This is a genomic window from Streptomyces puniciscabiei (assembly GCF_006715785.1).
In the GTDB taxonomy this organism is placed as follows: domain Bacteria; phylum Actinomycetota; class Actinomycetes; order Streptomycetales; family Streptomycetaceae; genus Streptomyces; species Streptomyces puniciscabiei.
On record NZ_VFNX01000001.1, the window covers coordinates 2,598,930 to 2,616,891 of the forward strand.

Annotated in this window: 19 protein-coding genes; 10 read left to right on the forward strand and 9 right to left on the reverse strand. The window is 69.6% G+C overall.

What is annotated here, in order from left to right:
- Positions 1-68 precede the first annotated feature (68 nt).
- Together radA and disA are read left to right on the forward strand one after the other, a co-directional pair.
- Positions 69-1,478 carry a DNA repair protein RadA gene (gene radA, locus FB563_RS11820; RefSeq protein ID WP_055703486.1) on the forward strand — a complete coding sequence of 470 codons (1,410 nt, stop codon included), beginning with the start codon at positions 69-71 and terminating at the stop codon, positions 1,476-1,478.
- 81 nt (positions 1,479-1,559) lie between these two features.
- Positions 1,560-2,684: a DNA integrity scanning diadenylate cyclase DisA gene (gene disA / locus FB563_RS11825; protein ID WP_055703485.1), complete on the forward strand. Its 1,125-nt coding sequence runs from the start codon at positions 1,560-1,562 to the stop codon at positions 2,682-2,684.
- A 117-nt stretch (positions 2,685-2,801) separates the two neighbouring features.
- Here the strand turns inward: disA and FB563_RS11830 are convergent, their stop codons facing one another.
- On the reverse strand, positions 2,802-3,605 hold the full coding sequence (locus tag FB563_RS11830; protein ID WP_199832683.1) for a hypothetical protein: 804 nt from the start codon (positions 3,603-3,605) through the stop codon (positions 2,802-2,804).
- Positions 3,606-3,786: 181 nt separating this feature from the next.
- Here FB563_RS11830 and FB563_RS11835 point away from each other — a divergent pair, with 181 nt between their 5' ends.
- The 5 genes from FB563_RS11835 to cseC all read left to right on the forward strand — a co-directional run bounded on the left by FB563_RS11835 (position 3,787) and on the right by cseC (position 8,233).
- On the forward strand, positions 3,787-4,662 hold the full coding sequence (locus FB563_RS11835; protein ID WP_055703483.1) for an HhH-GPD family protein: 876 nt from the start codon (positions 3,787-3,789) through the stop codon (positions 4,660-4,662).
- Positions 4,663-4,939: 277 nt separating this feature from the next.
- Positions 4,940-5,479 carry a SigE family RNA polymerase sigma factor gene (locus tag FB563_RS11840; protein WP_055703482.1) on the forward strand — a complete coding sequence of 180 codons (540 nt, stop codon included), beginning with the start codon at positions 4,940-4,942 and terminating at the stop codon, positions 5,477-5,479.
- Positions 5,467-6,123, forward strand: a complete 657-nt coding sequence (locus tag FB563_RS11845; RefSeq protein WP_107100475.1) for a hypothetical protein — start codon at positions 5,467-5,469, stop codon at positions 6,121-6,123. Before FB563_RS11840 ends, FB563_RS11845 begins: the two co-directional genes overlap by 13 nt.
- Positions 6,124-6,162: 39 nt before the next feature.
- Entirely contained in the window at positions 6,163-6,867 is a 705-nt protein-coding gene (gene cseB, locus FB563_RS11850; protein WP_055703481.1) for a two-component system response regulator CseB, read from the forward strand.
- Positions 6,868-6,877: 10 nt separating this feature from the next.
- The gene (cseC, locus tag FB563_RS11855; protein WP_055703480.1) at positions 6,878-8,233 is read left to right on the forward strand and encodes a two-component system sensor histidine kinase CseC; all 1,356 of its coding nucleotides are present in this window, start codon (positions 6,878-6,880) and stop codon (positions 8,231-8,233) included.
- 164 nt (positions 8,234-8,397) lie between these two features.
- Here the strand turns inward: cseC and FB563_RS42870 are convergent, their stop codons facing one another.
- From FB563_RS42870 to FB563_RS11870, 4 genes are all read right to left on the reverse strand, one after another.
- Positions 8,398-8,535 carry a hypothetical protein gene (locus FB563_RS42870; RefSeq protein ID WP_159045422.1) on the reverse strand — a complete coding sequence of 46 codons (138 nt, stop codon included), beginning with the start codon at positions 8,533-8,535 and terminating at the stop codon, positions 8,398-8,400.
- Between the two features lie 30 nt (positions 8,536-8,565).
- Complete coding sequence (locus tag FB563_RS11860) at positions 8,566-9,012, reverse strand: VOC family protein (protein ID WP_055703479.1); 447 nt, start codon at positions 9,010-9,012, stop codon at positions 8,566-8,568.
- Positions 9,009-9,479, reverse strand: coding sequence for a helix-turn-helix transcriptional regulator (locus FB563_RS11865; RefSeq protein WP_055703478.1), 471 nt, complete (start codon positions 9,477-9,479; stop codon positions 9,009-9,011). The genes FB563_RS11860 and FB563_RS11865 overlap by 4 nt, the downstream gene beginning before the upstream one ends.
- Positions 9,480-9,591: 112 nt before the next feature.
- The gene (locus FB563_RS11870) at positions 9,592-11,148 is read right to left on the reverse strand and encodes an MDR family MFS transporter (RefSeq protein WP_411573158.1); all 1,557 of its coding nucleotides are present in this window, start codon (positions 11,146-11,148) and stop codon (positions 9,592-9,594) included.
- A gap of 149 nt (positions 11,149-11,297) precedes the next feature.
- On the opposite strand from FB563_RS11870, the gene FB563_RS11875 reads away from it, so the two are divergent.
- Positions 11,298-11,897, forward strand: coding sequence for a TetR/AcrR family transcriptional regulator (locus tag FB563_RS11875; RefSeq protein ID WP_055703476.1), 600 nt, complete (start codon positions 11,298-11,300; stop codon positions 11,895-11,897).
- Positions 11,898-12,038: 141 nt separating this feature from the next.
- Positions 12,039-12,656, forward strand: a complete 618-nt coding sequence (locus tag FB563_RS11880; protein ID WP_055703475.1) for an HAD family acid phosphatase — start codon at positions 12,039-12,041, stop codon at positions 12,654-12,656.
- Positions 12,657-12,734: 78 nt separating this feature from the next.
- Here FB563_RS11880 and FB563_RS11885 read toward each other — a convergent pair whose 3' ends face one another.
- On the reverse strand, positions 12,735-15,260 hold the full coding sequence (locus FB563_RS11885; protein ID WP_055703474.1) for an ATP-dependent Clp protease ATP-binding subunit: 2,526 nt from the start codon (positions 15,258-15,260) through the stop codon (positions 12,735-12,737).
- A 430-nt stretch (positions 15,261-15,690) separates the two neighbouring features.
- Here FB563_RS11885 and FB563_RS11895 point away from each other — a divergent pair, with 430 nt between their 5' ends.
- A complete protein-coding gene (locus tag FB563_RS11895) occupies positions 15,691-16,350 on the forward strand; it encodes an SCO3374 family protein (RefSeq protein ID WP_199832682.1) in 660 nt (219 codons plus the stop codon).
- On the opposite strand, the gene FB563_RS11900 is transcribed toward FB563_RS11895, so the two are convergent.
- From FB563_RS11900 to FB563_RS11910, 3 genes are all read right to left on the reverse strand, one after another.
- The gene (locus FB563_RS11900; RefSeq protein WP_055703472.1) at positions 16,329-16,664 is read right to left on the reverse strand and encodes a histone-like nucleoid-structuring protein Lsr2; all 336 of its coding nucleotides are present in this window, start codon (positions 16,662-16,664) and stop codon (positions 16,329-16,331) included. The genes FB563_RS11895 and FB563_RS11900 overlap by 22 nt on opposite strands.
- Positions 16,665-16,877: 213 nt before the next feature.
- Positions 16,878-17,411 (reverse strand): amino-acid N-acetyltransferase, encoded by a 534-nt coding sequence (locus FB563_RS11905; protein WP_055703471.1) that lies wholly within the window; start codon positions 17,409-17,411, stop codon positions 16,878-16,880.
- 9 nt (positions 17,412-17,420) lie between these two features.
- A complete protein-coding gene (locus FB563_RS11910) occupies positions 17,421-17,870 on the reverse strand; it encodes a BlaI/MecI/CopY family transcriptional regulator (RefSeq protein WP_055703470.1) in 450 nt (149 codons plus the stop codon).
- Between the last annotated feature and the right edge of the window lie 92 nt (positions 17,871-17,962).

Sequence of the window (17,962 nt, forward strand, 5' to 3'; positions counted from 1 at the left end):
GGCCGATACCGGTTCACCCACACACGGCCCGGGGGCCCGTTGTCAGTGCCGCGGGCTACGGTTTCCGCATGGCTGCCCGTACCAGGACCACCAAGGACCGCCCGTCCTACCGCTGCACCGAGTGCGGCTGGCAGACGGCCAAGTGGCTCGGCCGCTGCCCCGAGTGCCAGGCGTGGGGCACGGTCGAGGAGTACGGCACGCCCGCGGTGCGTACGACGGCACCGGGCCGTGTGACCAGTTCCGCGCTGCCCATCGGCCAGGTCGACGGGCGGCAGGCCACCGCCCGCTCGACCGGCGTGCCCGAGCTGGACCGGGTGCTGGGCGGCGGCCTGGTGCCCGGCGCGGTCGTGCTGCTCGCGGGCGAGCCCGGCGTCGGCAAGTCCACGCTGCTGCTGGACGTGGCCGCCAAGTCCGCGAGTGCCGAGCACCGCACCCTCTATGTGACCGGCGAGGAGTCGGCGAGCCAGGTGCGGCTGCGCGCGGACCGCATCGGCGCCCTGCACGAGGAGCTGTATCTGGCCGCCGAGACGGATCTGTCGGCCGTCCTCGGCCACTTGGACGAGGTCAAGCCCTCCCTGCTGATCCTCGACTCGGTGCAGACGGTCGCCTCCCCTCAGATCGAGGGCGCGCCCGGCGGAATGGCCCAGGTGAGGGAGGTCGCGGGCGCGCTCATCCGCGCCTCCAAGGAGCGCGGGATGTCCACACTCCTCGTGGGCCACGTCACCAAGGACGGGGCGATCGCCGGCCCGCGCCTCCTCGAACACCTCGTGGACGTCGTCCTGCACTTCGAGGGCGACCGGCACGCGCGCCTGCGCCTGGTGCGCGGCGTGAAGAACCGCTACGGCGCCACGGACGAGGTCGGCTGCTTCGAGCTGCACGACGAGGGCATCACGGGCCTTGCGGACCCCAGCGGACTTTTCCTCACCCGTCGTGCCGAACCGGTCCCCGGCACCTGTCTGACCGTCACCCTGGAGGGCCGCCGCCCGCTGGTGGCCGAGGTGCAGGCGCTGACCGTCGACTCCCAGATCCCCTCCCCGCGGCGTACGACCTCGGGCCTGGAGACCTCGCGCGTGTCGATGATGCTGGCCGTCCTGGAGCAGCGCGGCCGGATCAGCGCACTCGGCAAGCGGGACATCTACTCCGCGACGGTCGGCGGGGTGAAGCTGTCGGAGCCGGCCGCCGACCTCGCCATCGCGCTCGCGCTGGCCTCCGCCGCCGGCGACACCCCGCTGCCGAAGAACCTGGTCGCGATCGGCGAGGTGGGCCTCGCGGGCGAGGTGAGACGCGTCACGGGCGTGCAGCGCAGGCTCGCGGAGGCGCACCGGCTGGGCTTCACGCACGCGCTCGTGCCGACCGATCCGGGCAAGGTGCCGCCCGGCATGAAGGTGCTGGAAGTCGCCGACATGGGGGACGCACTGCGGGTGCTGCCGCGCTCCCGTCGCCGAGAGGCCCCACAGGAGGCGGAGGACCGCCGGTAGACTTTGCCCTGGTCTCGCCCGTCCGTACGAACCGAGTGCGGGTCACGGGGGCGCGTCAGAACCTGCGACCGGAGGAGTGCAGTGGCAGCCAACGACCGGGCAGCAGCTCCCGGAAAAATCGGTGGGAGTGCCGGTTCCGATGGCCTGATGCGCGCCTCGCTGAGCGCCGTGGCTCCTGGTACGGCCCTGCGTGACGGCCTGGAGCGTGTGCTGCGCGGCAACACCGGCGGGCTGATCGTGCTGGGCTCGGACAAGACGGTCGAGGCGATGTGCACGGGCGGTTTCGTCCTGGACGTGGAGTTCACCGCCACCCGGCTGCGGGAGCTGTGCAAGCTGGACGGCGGCATCGTGCTGTCCTCGGACCTGTCGAAGATCCTGCGCGCGGGCGTGCAGCTGGTGCCGGACCCGACCATCCCCACGGAGGAGACGGGCACCCGGCACCGTACGGCGGACCGGGTCAGCAAGCAGGTCGGCTTCCCGGTGGTCTCCGTCTCCCAGTCGATGCGGCTGATCGCCCTCTACGTCGACGGTCAGCGGCGCGTCCTGGAGGACTCGGCGGCGATCCTCTCCCGCGCGAACCAGGCCCTGGCCACGCTGGAGCGGTACAAGCTGCGGCTGGACGAGGTGGCCGGGACCCTCTCGGCACTGGAGATCGAGGACCTGGTGACGGTGCGGGACGTGTCCGCCGTCGCGCAGCGCCTGGAGATGGTCCGGCGCATTGCCACCGAAATCGCCGAATACGTGGTCGAACTGGGCACGGACGGTCGTCTTCTCGCGCTCCAGCTGGAGGAGTTGATCGCGGGTGTCGAGCCCGACCGCGAGCTGGTCGTCCGGGACTATGTCCCCGAGCCGACGGCCAAGCGCTCCCGCACGGTCGAGGAGGCCCTGTCCGAGCTGGACGCCCTGACCCACGCGGAGCTCCTCGAACTGGGCACGGTGGCACGGGCACTGGGCTACACGGGCTCGCCGGAGACCCTCGACTCCGCCGTCTCCCCGCGGGGCTTCCGGCTGCTGGCCAAGGTTCCGCGCCTGCCGGGCGCGATCATCGACCGGCTGGTGGAGCACTTCGGGGGCCTGCAGAAGCTGCTCGCAGCGAGCGTCGACGACCTGCAGACCGTGGACGGCGTGGGCGAGGCCCGGGCGCGGAGCGTGCGGGAAGGTTTGTCGCGTTTGGCCGAGTCGTCCATCTTGGAGCGGTACGTCTAGGTTTGAGCCGGGGTGCCTCATAGCTAGGGGGCGTGCGCTGCTCGGCGGCTGGGCTGCGGGTGAGTGGGGGTTGCCCGCAGCCGGCCACGGTCCGCGCCATCCCACCCTTTGGCCGGCTCAGTCGGCCGACAGCACGAACGACGCCTGCAGCTTCCCGAACCCCGGCGCCCTGGCCTCCAGCAGATAGGTCCCCACCTTCGCCGAACCCCCAGAGGGCGTCGCGCACTGCGGAGCGCTCGGCCTGCGGTCCCACTTCACCGTGTACGTGATGCTCTGCCCCGCCGGCACCCGGAACACCAGGCTGCCCGCGCCCTGCGGACAGTCGGCCGACGACCAGAACGCGGCGGCGGCGTCCGCCGGCGTGATGGTCAACACCGCGTTCTTCGGGCCGAGATCGACCTTGCAGTCGGTGGACGTGCCGTTCTTCGCGCTGAGTTCGAAGGTCGGCGTCTGGTCCGGCGAGTAGGAGTTGCGCAGGCTCCGCAGGCTCAACGTAACTGCCGGGGCAGTGCAGTTGGGCAGCGAAGAAGACGCCGGGAGCGTGTCGCCGGTGCCGACGTTGCCGCCGCCGGTGCCCGCACTCGAGCCGCCACCGGTACCGGAGGAGCCGGCGGAACCGGCGTCGGAGCCGCTGTCGCCGCCGGAAGCGGAGTCGCCGCCACCGGAGCCGCCGCCCGAGTCGTCGCGGCCGCCCGGGTGTTGGCTGATCGCGGGCCCGGACGAGGACGGCCCCGGCGTGATCGTGGGCACGGGATTCTTACCGTCGGACCGGCCGGTGTTCTTCTTGCCGCCCCCGCCGCCGGCCGTGACGATCCACGCGATCAGCAGCGCCAACAGGGCGATCACCGACAGCAGTACGACCCTCCTTCGCCAGTAGATGGAGGAGGGAAGCGGCCCGACCGGATTGCGCAGAGATCCCACGGCGGAAACTGTACGAGAGAACGCCCTGCTTGCTTGCCCCACCCGCCGCGCGAGCACCAACTTTTCCGGATCATCATCCCGGCAACTGCCGTGAGCGCCCAGGGTTCTTCACCCTTCGGCACGCTCGGTGACCGCGCCGTCACCCGACATGCATGCCGAGCCGTGGCAGGATCGGAAGGCCATGACTGAGAAGCTGCACACCCCCGTGATCGCCTGGTTCGACGCCCACGCCCGCGACCTCCCCTGGCGCCGCCCGGAGGCGGGCCCGTGGGGTGTGATGGTCAGCGAGTTCATGCTCCAGCAGACCCCGGTCAACCGGGTGCTGCCGGTGTACGAGGAGTGGCTGGGCCGCTGGCCGCGCCCCGCGGACCTGGCGAAGGAGGCGCCGGGCGAGGCCGTGCGCGCCTGGGGCCGGCTCGGCTATCCGCGCCGGGCCCTGCGCCTGCACGGTGCCGCGGTCGCCATAACGGAGCGGCACGGTGGCGACGTACCGACGGATCACGCGCAGCTGCTGGCGCTGCCCGGCATCGGCGAGTACACGGCCGCAGCGGTGGCCTCGTTCGCGTACGGGCAGCGGCATCCGGTGCTGGACACGAATGTGCGCCGGGTCTTCGCGCGGGCGGTGACCGGGGTGCAGTACCCGCCGAACGCGACCACGGCCGCCGAGCGCAGGCTCGCCCGTGAGCTGCTGCCCGAGGACGAGAGGACGGCCGCGCGCTGGGCTGCCGCCTCGATGGAGCTGGGCGCGCTGGTGTGCACGGCGAAGAACGAGGGGTGCGGGCGGTGTCCGATCGCCGCGCAGTGCGCCTGGCGGCTGGCCGGCAAGCCGGAGCACGCGGGACCGCCGCGCCGCGGGCAGACATACGCCGGCACGGACCGGCAGGTGCGCGGCAAGCTGCTCGCCGTGCTGCGGGAGGCGCACGCGCCGGTGCCGCAGGCGGTGTTGGACCGGGTCTGGCACGAGCCGGTGCAGCGCGCCCGGGCGCTCGACGGGCTCGTCGCGGACGGTCTGGTGGAGCCGCTGCCGGGTGGCCTGTACCGGCTGCCGCTCAGCTGACGTACAGCCAAGTCACAGTCGTGGTGCCTCTGTTGCGGACGAATTCAGCCGACAAAGGCTAATGTAAAGGGACATAACGGTCACCCCCTCTACCCCGTTTCTATGGCTGTTACACAACCGACGGATAGCCGATTGCTAGCCGCAGGCTGGTTCGGACAGCGCCGTGACAACCACTCCCTAACTTCTTTTCCGTGCCCGGCAGACCACCGGACACGGGGAACGAACGCAGGACTTCAGGCACGGAGCCGGAGTAAACGGGGAACGGAGGCGGTTGATCATGGCGCAGGGCGAGGTGCTCGAGTTCGAGGAGTACGTCCGCACCCGGCAGGACGCGCTGCTGCGCAGCGCCCGTCGGCTGGTCCCGGACCCGGTCGACGCCCAGGACCTGCTGCAGACGGCGCTGGTGCGGACGTACGGCCGCTGGGAGGGCATCGCCGACAAGCGGCTCGCCGACGCCTATCTGCGCCGGGTCATGATCAACACCCGTACGGAGTGGTGGCGGGCGCGCAAGCTGGAGGAGGTCCCCACCGAGCAGCTGCCGGACGCGTCCGTGGAGGACTCCACCGAGCAGCACGCCGACCGGGCCCTGCTGATGGACGTCATGAAAGTGCTCGCCCCGAAGCAGCGCAGTGTCGTAGTCCTGCGACACTGGGAGCAGATGTCCACGGAGGAGACGGCCGCCGCCCTCGGCATGTCGGCCGGTACGGTCAAGAGCACGCTGCACCGGGCGCTCGCCCGGCTCCGCGAGGAGCTGGAGGCCCGCGATCTGGACGCACGCGCGCTGGAGCGTGAGGAGCGGGAGCGTTGCGCGGCCTGACCGGGGCCGGGCCCGACCGGGTCCGAGGCAGTTCACAGGCGGTGATCGCGGCGGTGGCCGCGATCGCCGCCCTCGGCCTTTTCGTCGCCGCGTGCGGCACGGGAGGCACCGGCACCCGGGACGAGGGCCCCGCGTACGCGTCGGCGGCCGCGGGATCCGTCGCCTCCCCCAGCCCGAGCCCGAGCCCGACCACCGGCTACCGACGGGTGGACGCGGTCTCCATGCTGAAGAAGGACCCGACGGTGTCCTCGGCGGTCAAGCGGGAGCTGAAGCCGTGCAGCGGCAACGACTATCCGGTCGAGGTCACCTACGGCTACCTGACCGGCGGACCCGTCAACGACGTCCTCATCAACGTGTCGACCTGCAGTGACTGGGTGGGCCTCGGCACCTACGTGTACCGGGACGTCGGAGGCACGTACAAGAATGTGTTCAAGGCGGAGGACTCGCCGGTCGTCTCGGAGATCGACGGCACCGACCTGACCGTGACCAAGCAGGTGTACGACACGGACGACCAGGTGTCGAACCCGTCCCGGGAAACCGTGATCACGTACAGGTGGAAGGCGGGCCGGTTCACCGAGCGGTACCGGCACGACACCTTCTACAGCAGAACCAGCGGCGACGCGGCGTCCGCGCAGGACAACTGACCCCCCACACGCACAAACACGAGGACTGAGAGCACCGGGATGGCAGACCAGACCCACGTCCTGTTCGTCGAGGACGACGACGTCATCCGCGAGGCCACCCAGCTCGCCCTGGAGCGGGACGGCTTCGTGGTCACCGCCATGCCCGACGGGCTGTCGGGCCTGGAGGCGTTCCGGGCGAACCGCCCCGACATCGCCCTGCTGGACGTCATGGTGCCGGGTCTGGACGGCGTCAGCCTGTGCCGTCGCATCCGGGACGAGTCCACCGTGCCGGTGATCATGCTGTCCGCGCGTGCCGACTCCATCGACGTCGTCCTCGGCCTGGAGGCGGGCGCCGACGACTATGTGACCAAGCCGTTCGACGGTGCCGTGCTGGTGGCGCGGATCCGGGCGGTGCTGCGCCGCTTCGGGCACGCGGGCGGCGGCGACCGGACCGAGGCGGCCGAGGAGACGGTGAGCGGTGGCGTGCTCACCTTCGGGGACCTGGAGATCGACACCGAGGGCATGGAGGTGCGCCGGGCCGGGCAGCCGGTCGGGCTCACCCCGACCGAGATGCGGCTGCTGCTGGAGTTCTCCTCGGCGCCGGGCACCGTGCTCTCCCGCGACAAGCTGCTGGAGCGGGTCTGGGACTACGGCTGGGGCGGGGACACCCGGGTCGTCGACGTGCATGTGCAGCGGCTGCGCCAGAAGATCGGCCAGGACCGGATCGAGACGGTCCGCGGCTTCGGCTACAAGCTGAAGGCCTGAGCGGGGCGGCATGCGGGGGATACTTCGCGACCCGGTCCGGCGCATGCAGCGCGCGGGCCTGCACACCGGGCTCAGATGGAAGCTCAGCGCGGCGATCGCGCTGGTGGCCGGCCTGGTGGCGATAGCGCTGAGCCTGGTCGTGCACAACGCGGCCCGGGTCTCGATGCTCGACAACGCACGCGACCTGGCCAACCAGCGCGTCCAGATCGCACAGCGCTTCTACGAGACAGGCCGGCGGCCGAACTTCCCCAACATCAAGCTCGACGACCCCGAGCTGCCCGACTCGCTGCGCAAGAGCGCGGCGAACGGCCGGAAGGCCAGCGATGTCATCGACCACGGCGGGGTGCCGGACATCTGGTCGGCCCTGCCGACCAAGGACGGGCATGTGCTGTCCCTGCACACCCATATGCCGGACCGGTCCACCGACGTGATGAAGGACCTCGACCAGGCGCTGGTCATCGGGTCCGTCGCGGTCGTGCTCGGCGGCAGCGCGCTCGGCGTGCTGATCGGCGGGCAGCTCTCCGGGCGGCTGCGCAAGGCGGCGGCCGCCGCGAACCAGGTCGCCAAGGGCGAGACCGACGTCCGGGTGCGGGATGCCATCGGCGGGGTCGTCCGGGACGAGACCGACGATCTGGCGCGCGCGGTGGACGCCATGGCGGACGCGCTGCAGCAGCGGCTCGAGGCCGAGCGGCGGGTCACCGCCGACATCGCCCACGAGCTGCGCACCCCCGTGACGGGCCTGCTCACGGCCGCGGAGCTGCTGCCCCCCGGCCGCCCCACGGAACTGGTCCTGGACCGGGCGAAGGCCATGCGCACGCTCGTCGAGGACGTCCTGGAGGTGGCCCGCCTGGACGGCGCATCGGAGCGGGCGGAGCTGCAGGACATCATGCTCGGCGAGTTCGTCTCCCGGCGCGTGGCCGCCAAGGACCCTGAGATCGAGGTACGGGTGGTGCACGAGTCGGAGGTCACCACCGACCCGCGCCGCCTGGAGCGGGTGCTGTTCAACCTGCTCGCCAACGCCGCCCGGCACGGCAGGCCGCCGATCCAGGTGACCGTCGAGGGCCGGGTCATCCGGGTCCGCGACCACGGGCCCGGCTTCCCCGAGGAACTGCTCGCCGAGGGACCGAGCCGCTTCCGCACGGGCAGCGAGGACCGCGCCGGTACGGGGCACGGGCTGGGCCTGACCATCGCGGCGGGCCAGGCCCGGGTGCTGGGCGCCCGCCTGACGTTCCGCAACGTACGCCCCGCCGGCACCCCGGCCGGCACCCCGGCGGAGGGCGCGGTGGCGGTCCTGTGGCTACCGGAACACGCACCCACCGCGACGGGCAGCCATCCGATGCTGCCGCTGTCGGGGGGCGCGGGCTGAGTCTTCTGCCCTGCCGGGACGCGGGGCAGCGCCCTCCGAGGGGCGCGCGGCTGCTTCTGATATGCGGCCACCGTCGCGTGGGCGCGACCAGCCGCGACGGCGCCGCGGACGCGCGCCGGCAGCCGGCGGCACTCCCGTCCGCGTAGCGGCGCTCTCCCAGGCGCTCAGCGAAGCAACGAGTCGGTGAGCCGCTCGGCGGCCTCCCAGTCCCTCTTCGACGGCTTCGCCGCGATCACCCCGTCGGCCGCGTCGGCCGCGTCGGTCGCGTCGGCCGCCCGGAGGACATCGCCCGGGCGATCCACATGCTCGCGGCCAACCGCAGGACGCAGACCTCAGCCGGCCCAGTCCTGCTCCAGATCCAGGCCCCCCTCCCGCCGCTGAGTGAACGAGAACCAGTTCCCGGAGTCGTCCCGGAACAGCGCCTCCGTGCCGTACGGCCGCTCCTGGGGCTCCTGCAGGAACTCCACCCCACGCTCCTTGAGCTTCTTGTAGTCGCCGTGGATGTCATCGGTCGCCAGCACCCCCGCGCCGAGCGCCCCCTTGGCGACGAGCTTCCGCATCATCTCCGCGGACTCGGGGTCCATCGCCGGAGGCCCCGGCACCATCAGCGTCAGCTCCACGTCGGGCTGGCCGGGGGCGCCGACGGTGAGCCAGCGCATGCCGCCGTCCCCCATGGTCATGTCCGTACGCACCTCGAGCCCCAGCTTCTCGGTGTAGAACTCCTTGGCCCGGTCCTGGTCCAGGACCCATACGGTGGTGATGGCAAGCCCCTTGATCATGGTTCTGCTCTCCTGTCGGCGGATTTCCTCTCGTCACCGTAGGCAGGGACGGCCCCGGGGCGCTTCTCCGTTCTTGCGGTGCTGAAGCCGCCGGCCCAGAGCATGGCGTAGCACCCGGGTATCAGCGAGGCCCCGCGTCCCACGTGCCGCGCGCGGTACTCGCTCGGGGTGAGCCCGGTGCGGGCCTTGAAGCGGGCGGAGAACGTACCGAGGCTGCTGAAGCCGACCAGTGTGCAGATCTCGGTCACGGTGAGGTTGGCACAGCGCAGCATCTCCTCGGCCCGCTCGATGCGCCGGTGGGTCAGATACTGGCCCGGCGTCTCGCCGTAGACGTCCTTGAAGGCCCGCAGGAAGTGAAACCGCGAATACCCGGCGCACGCCGCGACGGCGTCCAGATCGAGACCGGGGTCCGCCCAGTCCCGGTCCATGGCGTCCTTGGCCAGCCGCAGCCGCCGTACCCTGTCCATGCAACCGATGGTGGCACGGGGCACTGACAAGGGCTCCGACCAGCACAGACACCCAAAAAAGAAGACCCCCGGGGGCGGACACCGACCCGGGGATCTCCAGTTCAGCTGCGACTCAGACGGCCTCGACCACCTGCACGGGAGCCACCTCGTCGCCGCTCTCCGCCGAAGGCTTCCCGCTCTTCAGCGGAACCTCCTTCACGAACAGCGCCGCGATCAGCACGATCACCGCGACCCCCGCGCCCAGCAGGAAGGCCGAGTGCGTGCCGGCGGACACCGCGTGCTGGTACGCCTCCCGCGCCACGGCCGGCAGCTTCGCCAGGCTCTTGGCGTCCAGCTGCGCGGACTTCTCGGTGACGCCCTTGCCCAGCGCACCGGCCCGCTCGGCCATGACGTGCTTGACCCGGTCGTTGAACAGCGCGCCCATGATGGCCACACCGAAGGAGGAGCCGAGCGTACGGAAGAGGGTGGTGGACGAGGACGCGACGCCCATGTCCTTCATCTCCACGCTGTTCTGTGCCACCAGCATGGTGATCTGCATCAGGCAGCCCATGCCCAGGCCCAGTACGGCCATGTAGATGCCGGAGGTCAGCCGGGTGGTGCCGGTGTCCATCAGCGACAGCAGATACAGCCCGACGATCATCAGCGCACCGCCGACGATCGGGAAGACCTTGTAGCGGCCGCTGTTGGTGGTGACCCGGCCCGCGACCATCGAGGTCACGAGCATCGCGCCGAGCATGGGCAGGAGCAGCAGACCGGAGTTGGTCGCCGAGGCGCCCTGCACCGACTGCTGGTAGAGCGGCAGGTAGAGCGTGGCGCCGAACATCACGAAGCCCGTGATGAAGCCGATGACGGACATCAGGGTGAAGTTGCGGCTGGCGAACATGTGCATCGGCACCACCGGCTCGGCGGCCCTGAACTGCCAGAACACGAACCCGATCAGCGCGGCGACGCCGATGCCGATCAGCTCCATGATCCGCGCGGAGGTCCAGGCGTACTCGGAGCCGCCCCAGGTGGTGACCAGCACGATCGAGGTGATGCCGACGGTCAGCAGCAGGACACCCCAGTAGTCGATGCGCGCCTGCGACCGCTTCTTGGGCAGATGCAGCACGGCGCTGACCAGGGCCAGGGCCACGGCGCCGAGCGGCAGGTTGATGTAGAAGGACCAGCGCCAGCCCCAGTTGTCGGTGATGGTGCCGCCGACCAGCGGGCCGCCGATCATCGCCAGCGCCATGACGCCGGCCATCATGCCGGTGTACTTGCCGCGCTCCCGCGGCGGTATCAGATCGCCGATGATCGCCATGACGCCGACCATCAGACCGCCGGCGCCCAGACCCTGTACGGCCCGGAAGCCGATGAGCTCGCCCATGTTCTGGGCCATGCCGCTGAGTGCCGAACCGATCAGGAAGAGCACGATCGAGGCGAGGAACGAGCCCTTGCGCCCGTACATGTCGCCGAGCTTGCCCCAGATCGGGGTGGAGGCCGCGGTGGCCAGGGTGTAGCCGGTGACCACCCAGGACAGGTGCTCCAGGCCGCCCAGTTCGCCCACGATCGTCGGCATCGCCGTACCCACGATCATGTTGTCGAGCATCGCGAGCATCATCGCGATCATGAGCGCGAGCAGGACGACCCGCACGCTCCTGGGCCGTTTGCCCTCCGGTTTGCTTTTCATGACGCTTTCGACCGTGTCCGCCATCTCTTCCCATTCCCCCTACGACGGCTACTTACTTGCCGCCCGGCTAGTTCACTACACTGGGGAAGGTAGACCCGTCACTAGCCGGGCGTCAAGTAAGTTTCGGCGGGAGCGCAAGGAGTACGAGGATGGGCGTCACCATGGACGGCACCAAGCATCAGCGCCGCGGCAACACCCGCCAGCGCATCCAGGACGTCGCGCTCGAACTCTTCGCGGAGCAGGGCTACGAGAAGACCTCCCTGCGCGAGATCGCCGAGCGTCTCGACGTCACGAAGGCGGCCCTGTACTACCACTTCAAGACGAAGGAAGAGATCATCGTCAGCCTCTTCGAGGACCTGACGAAACCGATCGAGGACCTGATCGAGTGGGGCCGCAGCCAGCCGCACACCCTGGAGACCAAGCAAGAGGTGGTACGGCGCTACAGCCGTGTGCTCGCCGACGCCGAACCCCTCTTCCGCTTCATGCACGACAACCAGGGCACAGTCCGGGACCTGCGCATCGGTGACACCTTCAAGGACCGGATGCGTGATCTGCGGGACATCCTGATCGATCCGAAGGCCGAACTCGTCGACCAGGTGCGCTCGGTCAGCGCGTTGTTCACCCTGCACGCCGGGATGTTCCTGATGCAGGACCTCGAAGGCGACTTCGTCACGAAGCGCACGGCGGTCCTCGACGTGGCCCTGGACCTGATCACCCAGGCCCACGAACACGCCCGCCGGCAGGACTGACCCAGTCGGCGCCACACAATGTGACGCACGCCTCTGGCCACCTACCGTTCAGTAACCCTACGGTTCCCCTCGCGCCATCCTCGCCTCAGATCATGCCCCTGACATTTCAGGACGCGTACGGACGTGAGAGGACCCCCACCGATGACCAGACGCCCCTGGGCGCGCCGTATATCCGCCACCGCCGTCTCCGTGGCCGCCCTGGCCGCGATGGCCGCCCCCGCCCACGCGGCGGACGACACGGCGGCCACCGGCAGCTCCGCCACCAAGGTCGACTACGCCACCTGGCAGAAGGACTGCCAGGCCGTGATGGACCAGGCCCTGCCGTATCTGAAGGAGCGGATCGCCGACGCCGCACCGGGCGAGAAGCAGGCCATCGTCTTCGACATCGACAACACCACGCTGGAGACCGACTTCGGCTTCAGCTACCCCCAGCCGGCCAACAAGCCCGTCCTGGACGTCGCGAAGTACGCCCAGCAGCACGGCGTCTCGCTGTTCTTCGTCACGGCCCGCCCGGGCATCATCTACCTGCCCACCGAGTACAACCTCGAACACGACGGCTACGACGTCTCCGGCCTCTATGTGCGCGGCTTGTTCGACCTCTTCAAGGACGTCGCCGCCTACAAGACCGCCCAGCGCGTCGACATCGAGAACAGGGGCTACACCATCATCGCGAACATCGGCAACAGCGCCACCGACCTGTCCGGCGGCCACGCCGAGAAGACCTTCAAACTGCCGGACTACAACGGGCAGTTGTCGTAGGCCACAGCCCTCGCGGGCATGCGAAGGGGCCGGTGCTCACAGCACCGGCCCCTTCAACTCGGCCCATCGGCCGGAGGCTTACGCCTCCTTGCTCAGGTTCGGCCCGGCACCGCCGGCCGCCTGCTCGATCGGCGGGACGTCGGGCAGCGCCGACTTCTCCTCACCGCGGAAGGTGAAGGTCTGGGTCTCGCCCTCGCCCTCGGTGTCCACGACCACGATGTGACCGGGACGCAGCTCGCCGAAGAGGATCTTCTCCGAGAGCGTGTCCTCGACCTCGCGCTGGATCGTGCGGCGCAGCGGACGCGCGCCCAGCACCGGGTCGTAACCCTTCTTGGCCAGCAGCTCCTTGGCGGACTGGGAGAGCTCGATGCCCATGTCCCGGTCCTTCAGGCGCTCGTCCACCTTGCTGATCATCAGGTCGACGATCCGCAGGATGTCCGCCTGCGTCAGCTGCGGGAAGACCACCACGTCGTCGACGCGGTTGAGGAACTCGGGGCGGAAGTGCTGCTTGAGCTCGTCCGACACCTTGTTCTTCATGCGCTCGTAGTTGGTCTTCGTGTCGCCCGCGGCGGCGAAGCCCAGGTTGAAGCCCTTGGAGATGTCCCGGGTGCCGAGGTTGGTCGTCATGATGATGACCGTGTTCTTGAAGTCCACGACCCGGCCCTGGGAGTCGGTCAGGCGACCGTCCTCCAGGATCTGCAGCAGCGAGTTGAAGATGTCCGGGTGGGCCTTCTCGACCTCGTCGAAGAGGACGACGGAGAACGGCTTGCGGCGGACCTTCTCGGTCAGCTGGCCGCCCTCTTCGTAGCCCACGTAGCCGGGGGGCGAACCGAAGAGACGCGACACCGTGTGCTTCTCGCTGAACTCCGACATGTCGAGGGAGATCAGCGCGTCCTCGTCACCGAAGAGGAACTCGGCGAGCGCCTTGGACAGCTCGGTCTTACCGACACCGGACGGGCCGGCGAAGATGAACGAACCACCCGGACGCTTCGGGTCCTTCAGGCCCGCGCGCGTACGGCGGATCGCCTTCGACAGCGCCTTGACGGCGTCGTTCTGGCCGATGACCCGCTTGTGCAGCTCCTCCTCCATGCGGAGCAGGCGGCTGGACTCCTCCTCGGTCAGCTTGAAGACCGGGATGCCGGTGGCCGTGGCGAGGACCTCGGCGATCAGCTCGCCGTCGACCTCCGCGACGACGTCCATGTCGCCGGCCTTCCACTCCTTCTCCCGCTTGGCCTTGGCGGCCAGGAGCTGCTTCTCCTTGTCGCGCAGGGAGGCGGCCTTCTCGAAGTCCTGCGAGTCGATCGCGGACTCCTTGTCCCGGCGGACGGCGGCGATCTTCTCGTCGAACTCGCGCAGGTCCGGCGGAGCGGTCATCCGGCGGATGCGCATCCGGGAACCGGCCTCGTCGATCAGGTCGATCGCCTTGTCCGGCAGGAAGCGGTCGGAGATGTACCGGTCGGCCAGGGTGGCCGCCTGGACCAGGGCCTCGTCCGTGATGGAGACGCGGTGGTGCGCCTCGTACCGGTCGCGCAGGCCCTTGAGGATCTCGATCGTGTGCGGCAGGGACGGCTCGGCGACCTGGATGGGCTGGAAGCGGCGCTCCAGGGCCGCGTCCTTCTCCAGGTGCTTGCGGTACTCGTCCAGGGTGGTCGCACCGATGGTCTGCAGCTCACCGCGGGCCAGCATCGGCTTCAGGATGGAAGCCGCGTCGATGGCGCCCTCGGCGGCACCCGCACCGACCAGCGTGTGCAGCTCGTCGATGAACAGGATGATGTCGCCGCGGGTGCGGATCTCCTTGAGCACCTTCTTCAGGCGCTCCTCGAAGTCACCGCGGTAGCGGGAGCCGGCGACCAGGGCGCCGAGGTCCAGGGTGTAGAGGTGCTTGTCCTTGAGGGTCTCGGGCACCTCGCCCTTGACGATGGCCTGGGCGAGGCCCTCGACGACGGCGGTCTTGCCGACGCCGGGCTCACCGATCAGCACCGGGTTGTTCTTGGTACGGCGGGACAGCACCTGCATGACCCGCTCGATCTCCTTCTCGCGCCCGATGACCGGGTCGAGCTTGGACTCACGAGCGGCCTGGGTGAGGTTCCGGCCGAACTGGTCCAGGACGAGAGAGGTCGAGGGGGTGCCCTCGGCCGGGCCGCCGGCGGTGGCGGTCTCCTTGCCCTGGTAACCGGAGAGCAGCTGGATCACCTGCTGCCGCACCCGGTTGAGGTCTGCGCCCAGCTTGACCAGGACCTGGGCGGCGACGCCCTCGCCCTCGCGGATCAGGCCGAGCAGGATGTGCTCCGTGCCGATGTAGTTGTGGCCCAGCTGAAGGGCCTCGCGGAGCGACAGCTCCAGGACCTTCTTGGCACGGGGGGTGAAGGGGATGTGCCCGGACGGGGCCTGCTGGCCCTGGCCGATGATCTCCTCCACCTGCTGGCGGACCGCCTCAAGCGAAATGCCGAGGCTCTCCAGGGCCTTAGCGGCGACACCTTCGCCCTCGTGGATGAGACCCAGGAGGATGTGCTCGGTGCCGATGTAGTTGTGGTTGAGCATCCGGGCTTCTTCCTGAGCCAGGACGACAACCCGCCGCGCGCGGTCGGTGAACCTCTCGAACATCGTTAATCGCTCCTCAGAGCGGTCAGGCAGTGGGGGGAACTTCCCCTCCCTGTCCTTCCGCAGCTTAGTCCCGCAAGCGGGGACCGCTCATTCCAACTGCCGACACCGTCGATGGCCTCCTGACCGTGTGCGCCGACATCTGCTCCAACCCGATGGTGCGAGACGATGTTCCCGCAGGCCAGGCAGTTACCCCACTCGCCAGTACGCCGATGGCGAACGTGAGACGTCCCGCCCTGCGTGTCGCCCCCTCCCACTAGGGATGTCTTACCCGCTGGGACTGACACTCCATGCGGCGCGCACCGGTTCCCTCCGCTATGGGCGAACAACCTTGCGCCTCCCCGCACCCCCGCGCGCCCCCTCTTTCGACACTCTTCGCGACCAAGTCGGCACTCAGCGTAACCCGGCGGCCGTTTCGGCGGTTGCGCTTGGCATGGCTGGCTCGGTCCCCACGGTCTCAACGGTCCCCCTTCCCCGTCGTCCTCTGGATCCGGACGTACCGGACACCGGTGATCTCCTGGCCGGCCCGGACGCCCGGGTCCGGCACTGGTACGAGAACGATCTGGGCTGGGCGACAGTGCCCGGACGGCCGCTGCGGCTGCTCACCGGGGTGCGGTTCGACGTCCTGGACGTGCCGGCCGAGGCGGGCGCGGGGGCGCTCCGGCATCTCGTGCCGGGCTCCCCGGTGGCCCTTCGGGGCGACCGGATGGAGCTGCTGGTGGCCGCGGGCAGCGCGGAGGAGCTGCCGGGGCTGCTGGACTGGCTGGAATGGAGCGCCGTGGCCCTCGACCTACGGGTCCTGGGGGCGGGCGACGCGATTCAGGCGCCGGTCCCGCCGGCGAACGTGTCCGGGCGAGCCGGGTGGGCCGGGTCCGTGCAGGGGGCCGCCGTATGGCTGCGGCCCCCTGGGCCCAAAGGCGAGGCCGAGGCCTCGTTGCCGGCGATGCCGGCCATGGGGCGCGCTCAGGGCGCCCCCGATCTCGTACGACTGCTGGACACGGTGGCAGCGGGATGTCACCGGGTCCGGCTGCGGCGCCCGCGCGCGGGACTGCCGGCCGCCTGTCGGCGGGATCAGCCGTTGGCCTTCTCGTAGGCCTCGCGAATGGACGCGGGAACACGGCCGCGGTCGTTGACCTCGAGACCGTTCTCCTTCGCCCAGGCGCGGATGGCCGCGGTGTCCTGGCTGCCACCGGAAGCGGCACGCGCCTTTCCGCGTCCGCCGGAAGCACGGCCACCGGTACGACGACCACCCTTCACATAGGGGTCGAGAAGGCCGCGCAGCTTGTCCGCATTGGCAGTCGTGAGATCGATCTCGTACGTCTTGCCGTCCAGCGCGAACGTCACCGTCTCGTCCGCCTCGCCGCCGTCGAGGTCGTCGACAAGAAGGACCTGAACCTTCTGTGCCACCGGATTTCCTTTCATCGATAACGTTGAGGGTCGGGGGTGTGCGGCGTCCGCCGTTTCGCCGCCCCTGTTATATGCAGTACTGCAGTACGTCGGAAAGCAAACCGCTTTTGCCGGAAAAACACAAACCCCTGGCAGAGGAGCGGTAGAGCGGCGACGGAGCGCCTCCGTCCGGAAAGATGCGCGTTTCGGACATAGGGCACCGGGCAATGAGGATCACAGATGCAGAAGCATCCGGCTGTTGCCCAAGGTGTTCGGTTTCACTCGTTCGAGACCGAGGAACTCCGCGACGCCCTCGTCATAGGAACGCAACAGCTCCGCGTACACATCGGTGTCGACCGGCGTCTCCCCGATCTCCACGAAGCCGTGCTTCCCGAAGAAGTCCACTTCGAAGGTCAGGCAGAAAACCCGGCGAACGCCGAGCCAGCGGGCGGTCTGCAGCAACTTCTCCAGCAACTGATGGCCGACGCCGGCGCCCCTCAGGCCGGGCTTCACCGCGAGAGTGCGGACTTCCGCGAGGTCCTCCCACATGACATGCAGCGCGCCGCAGCCGACCACCTCGGCGTTGTCGTCGCGTTCGGCGACCCAGAACTCCTGGATGTCCTCGTAAAGCGTGACCGTGGCTTTGTCGAGCAGGATGCGGTCGCGGGCGTAGGCGTCGAGGAGGCGGCGTACGGCCGGGACGTCGCTGGTCCGGGCGCGGCGGACCGTGATGGCTTTTGCGGAGACTTCGGGGCGCTCTGCTGACATGAGCGGACGCTATCGCCCGTCCGCGTCAGGTGCCGAGCCGGGGTTCTCCTCTTCCCGGGCTTCGGGCGCTTCCTGTTCCGGGGCTCGCTGTTGTCCGGCTTCCCGTTGGCGCGCTTCCGGGGCTTGCGGGGTTTCCGGGCCCTGGACGATGCGTACCGCGTCCCGGAGGGCCTGGCGCTGTTCCTCGCTCATCATCCCGAAGAAGGCGACGAGAGCGGCGGCCGGGTTGTCGCTCTGCGACCAGGCGTCGTTCATGAGGGCGGCGGCGTAGGCGGCTCGCGTCGAGACGGCCTCATATCGATAGGCCCGCCCTTCCGCCTCGCGGCGCACCCAGCCCTTCTGATGGAGATTGTCCAAAACGGTCATCACGGTGGTGTACGCGATGGAGCGTTCCTGCTGGAGGTCTTCCAGGACTTCTCGAACGGTCACCGGGCGGTTCCACTTCCACACCCGCGTCATGACCGCGTCTTCGAGTTCTCCCAATGGGCGAGGCACAACTCAGAACAATAGTGGGAGATCCCGGCAATGGCGTGCCGGACGTGCACTAAGTC

Bases quoted from the DNA above. Each gene is read 5' to 3' on its own strand.
- cseC (WP_055703480.1), top strand. From the start codon at position 6,878: ATGCGGGGGATACTTCGCGACCCGGTCCGGCGCATGCAGCGCGCGGGC.
- FB563_RS11875 (WP_055703476.1), top strand. From the start codon at position 11,298: ATGGGCGTCACCATGGACGGCACCAAGCATCAGCGCCGCGGCAACACC.
- FB563_RS11895 (WP_199832682.1), top strand. From the start codon at position 15,691: ATGGCTGGCTCGGTCCCCACGGTCTCAACGGTCCCCCTTCCCCGTCGT.
- radA (WP_055703486.1), top strand. From the start codon at position 69: ATGGCTGCCCGTACCAGGACCACCAAGGACCGCCCGTCCTACCGCTGC.
- cseB (WP_055703481.1), top strand. From the start codon at position 6,163: ATGGCAGACCAGACCCACGTCCTGTTCGTCGAGGACGACGACGTCATC.
- FB563_RS11840 (WP_055703482.1), top strand. From the start codon at position 4,940: ATGGCGCAGGGCGAGGTGCTCGAGTTCGAGGAGTACGTCCGCACCCGG.
- FB563_RS11870 (WP_411573158.1), bottom strand. From the start codon at position 11,148: ATGAAAAGCAAACCGGAGGGCAAACGGCCCAGGAGCGTGCGGGTCGTC.
- FB563_RS11880 (WP_055703475.1), top strand. From the start codon at position 12,039: ATGACCAGACGCCCCTGGGCGCGCCGTATATCCGCCACCGCCGTCTCC.
- FB563_RS11860 (WP_055703479.1), bottom strand. From the start codon at position 9,012: ATGATCAAGGGGCTTGCCATCACCACCGTATGGGTCCTGGACCAGGAC.
- FB563_RS11835 (WP_055703483.1), top strand. From the start codon at position 3,787: ATGACTGAGAAGCTGCACACCCCCGTGATCGCCTGGTTCGACGCCCAC.
- FB563_RS11910 (WP_055703470.1), bottom strand. From the start codon at position 17,870: ATGACGCGGGTGTGGAAGTGGAACCGCCCGGTGACCGTTCGAGAAGTC.
- FB563_RS11865 (WP_055703478.1), bottom strand. From the start codon at position 9,479: ATGGACAGGGTACGGCGGCTGCGGCTGGCCAAGGACGCCATGGACCGG.
- FB563_RS11885 (WP_055703474.1), bottom strand. From the start codon at position 15,260: ATGTTCGAGAGGTTCACCGACCGCGCGCGGCGGGTTGTCGTCCTGGCT.
- FB563_RS11905 (WP_055703471.1), bottom strand. From the start codon at position 17,411: ATGTCAGCAGAGCGCCCCGAAGTCTCCGCAAAAGCCATCACGGTCCGC.